Raw genomic sequence first — 2,932 nt, forward strand, 5'->3', positions numbered from 1 at the left:
GCCCTTAGCTCAGCTGGATAGAGCGTTTGACTACGAATCAAAAGGCCAGGAGTTCGAATCTCTTAGGGCGCGCCATTATTTTTCTTGGATGTGCCGGTGTGGCGGAATGGCAGACGCGCTCGACTCAAAATCGAGTGGGGAGACCCGTGAAGGTTCGAGTCCTTTCACCGGTATTACAGAAGTAACGAAGAAACGGTTTTGTAAGATTACTTTAACAGTGATCTTGCAAAGCCGTTTTTTCATTTTATCCTTTATTATTTTGTGCTGTTACGATAGGTGCTTGGAGAGACCCCGGTTATTTTTTTAAATGTACGGGATAAGTGAGCGGGTTGCATTCCGACTTGTTCAGCAATTGATGAAATACCGTAATCTGTAGAAATCAAAAGCCGACGTGCTTGTTCAATACGCTTTTGCTGAACGTAGTGCATTGGAGTCGTTCCGATCTGTTTTTTGAAGTACGGAATGAAGTAATTGGGATGTAGATGTACGATCTCCGCAAGATTTTCAATCTCGATAGGTTCGTGCAGCCGATCATCAATATATTGTAAGACGTATGCTAATTCTTCTCGCTCATGATCTTGCATAAATTCGTACATCAACGGAGCATAATCGCCTTTTTCCAGACAATAAGCGAGCAGTTGAAGTAGACAGGCTTTGACTCGAAGAGATGCAAAAGGGCTTGGATGTTCAGACTGTTGAATCATTTCTTGAAACCAGTGTTCGACTTGCTTGGTATTTTCGACATTAATCAAAGAAAGTACAGTGCTGTTTTGGAACAGCTGCCAATTTCCGATCTGCGCATCAAAATGACAGAAGTAGCGCGTATAAGGCGATTCTTGCGATGTAAAACGTGTTTGCACGCGGCCGGCTGGCATGATGAACAATTGTCCCGCAGAAGGCTCGTAACGAACTCCATCCAGCGTCACTGCACCTTGCCCTTCGGTAATGTAGTAAAGACGATTAAACGAAGGCTTTTCTTCAGGAGCATTCCATCCATAATAACCTTCCCGATAAAACGCATGGGAAACGTGAACGGTTAAATGTTGGAGTAATCGGTGCGCAGCTTCAGGATTGATTGGCGATTGATTTTTTTGCATAGTATCCTCACTTTTTATAAAAATGACGTTACCCGCAGTATACACTCATTTAACAAAAACCTCTTAGTTTTGGACAAAAACTTCTTATTTCTATTCATATCTTTTAAAATCCAACTACGTTATTCTCAACCTGTATCGATGTGCAATACCATTAATTATGGAAAAGACGGAGGGATACCGTGCAGACAAGCTCTGGGAAACAAGTTCGTTTTGGCGTTATCGGAATCGGCAATATGGGAAGTGCGCATGCGAAAAGCTTGATTGATCATATTCCGGGTGCGACGTTAACGGCGGTAAGCGATGTAGCGGAAGAACGTCTTGGTTGGGCTACAGAACAACTGCCGACACCGATCAAAACCTATCTAGATCCTAAAGAATTAATGCGTTCGGGAGAAGTAGATGCGGTACTGATTGCGACGCCGCACTACGATCATCCGACTTTAGCTATGGAAGCGTTTCAATACGGGCTGCATGTGCTGATCGAAAAGCCCGCAGGTGTTTATACCAAAGCGGTACGGCAAATGAACGAAGCGGCGTCGAAAGCCAAACAGTCCGGTCTGGTCTTTGGCATTATGTACAATCAGCGTACGCATCCTCTATACCGAAAATTGCGCGAGTTGATTCAAGCAGGAGAACTGGGACAGATCAGAAGAACCAATTGGATCATTACGAATTGGTATCGTTCGCAAAGTTATTACGATTCCGGCGGTTGGCGCGCAACTTGGCAAGGCGAAGGCGGCGGGGTTCTGCTGAATCAAGACCCGCATCAGCTTGATCTATGGCAATGGACGACCGGTATGATGCCGACAAGGGTTCGAGCTTTTTGTAGCTTCGGGAAAAATCGCAATATCGAAGTCGAAGACGATGTGACGGCTTATGTGGAATACGAAAATGGAGCGACAGGCGTGTTCGTGACGAGTGTAGGCGAAGCGCCGGGGACGAATCGTTTTGAAATCTCGGGGGATAACGGAAAAATTGTGATTGAAGACGATCAGCTGACCTTTTGGCGATTACGCGTATCCGAACCCGAGTTCAATGCAACGTATAAAGGTGGATTTGGGCAACCGGAATGTTGGAAATGCGAGATTCCGGTAGAAAGTGGTAGCGGGAGTCAGCACAAAGGTGTTTTAAGCAATTTCACTAACGCGATCTTATACGGTGAAGAACTGATTGCGCCGGGCGAGGAAGGAATCTACGGGCTTACGATATCGAATGCCATGCACTTATCGAGTTGGACAGACGGTTGGGTCGAACTTCCGATTGATGAAGAAGAATATTTGAAGCGGTTGAACGAGCGGATTGAACAATCGACTTTCGTGAAAAAAAGCGGAGCGCAAACGACTTTAGATGTATCGGGTACGCATTAAGCTTGAGCAGAAGATCGCTAAAGGAGACGGACAAAGATGAAAAGATCAATGATCGCAGCTCAGATGTATACGTTTCGAGAACAAGCGCAAGACGAGCAAGGATTAGCACATACTTTTGCGACATTGAAGCGGATCGGGTACGACGCCGTGCAAGTATCGGGAATCGGAGATATAGACCCGCATAAAGTCAAAGAACTAGCGCTTCAAAATCATTTGAAGATCTGTGCCACGCATATTCCTTATGAGCGCCTTACAGATGATCTGGATGGGGTAGCGAAGCAGCATCAATTATGGGATTGCCGATATGTAGGCTTGGGGATGGCGCCGGAGCGCTTTCGTACAAGTGCAGACGGTTACCGTACATTTGCCAAAGAAGCTTCGGACATCGGGCGGAAGCTTAAGCGGAAATACGGTCTTCAGTTTATCTATCACAATCACCATATCGAATTTGAAAAGTATGAAGGACGC

At 45.6% G+C, this 2,932-nt stretch carries 3 protein-coding genes and 1 tRNA gene; 3 read left to right on the forward strand and 1 reads right to left on the reverse strand.

What is annotated here, in order from left to right; genetic code table 11:
* Nucleotides 1–92: 92 nt before the first annotated feature.
* Nucleotides 93–173, forward strand: a tRNA-Leu gene (locus NOM90_RS16720).
* An 81-nt stretch (nt 174–254) separates the two neighbouring features.
* Here NOM90_RS16720 and NOM90_RS16725 read toward each other — a convergent pair.
* The gene (locus NOM90_RS16725) at nt 255–1,097 is read right to left on the reverse strand and encodes a helix-turn-helix domain-containing protein (RefSeq protein WP_255943599.1); all 843 of its coding nucleotides are present in this window, start codon (nt 1,095–1,097) and stop codon (nt 255–257) included.
* Between the two features lie 233 nt (nt 1,098–1,330).
* On the opposite strand from NOM90_RS16725, the gene NOM90_RS16730 reads away from it, so the two are divergent.
* On the forward strand, nt 1,331–2,464 hold the full coding sequence (locus tag NOM90_RS16730; RefSeq protein ID WP_370866643.1) for a Gfo/Idh/MocA family protein: 1,134 nt from the start codon (nt 1,331–1,333) through the stop codon (nt 2,462–2,464).
* 36 nt (nt 2,465–2,500) lie between these two features.
* The coding region (locus NOM90_RS16735) for a sugar phosphate isomerase/epimerase family protein (RefSeq protein ID WP_370866638.1) at nt 2,501–2,932 on the forward strand (432 nt) is incomplete at its 3' end.

Origin of the sequence: Saccharibacillus sp. JS10 (assembly GCF_024436065.1) — a bacterium.
Classification (GTDB): Bacteria; Bacillota; Bacilli; order Paenibacillales; family Paenibacillaceae; genus Saccharibacillus.

Coding starts and splice junctions, on each gene's coding strand:
- NOM90_RS16725 (WP_255943599.1), bottom strand. CDS start 1,097: ATGCAAAAAAATCAATCGCCAATCAATCCTGAAGCTGCGCACCGATTA.
- NOM90_RS16730 (WP_370866643.1), top strand. CDS start 1,331: ATGGGAAGTGCGCATGCGAAAAGCTTGATTGATCATATTCCGGGTGCG.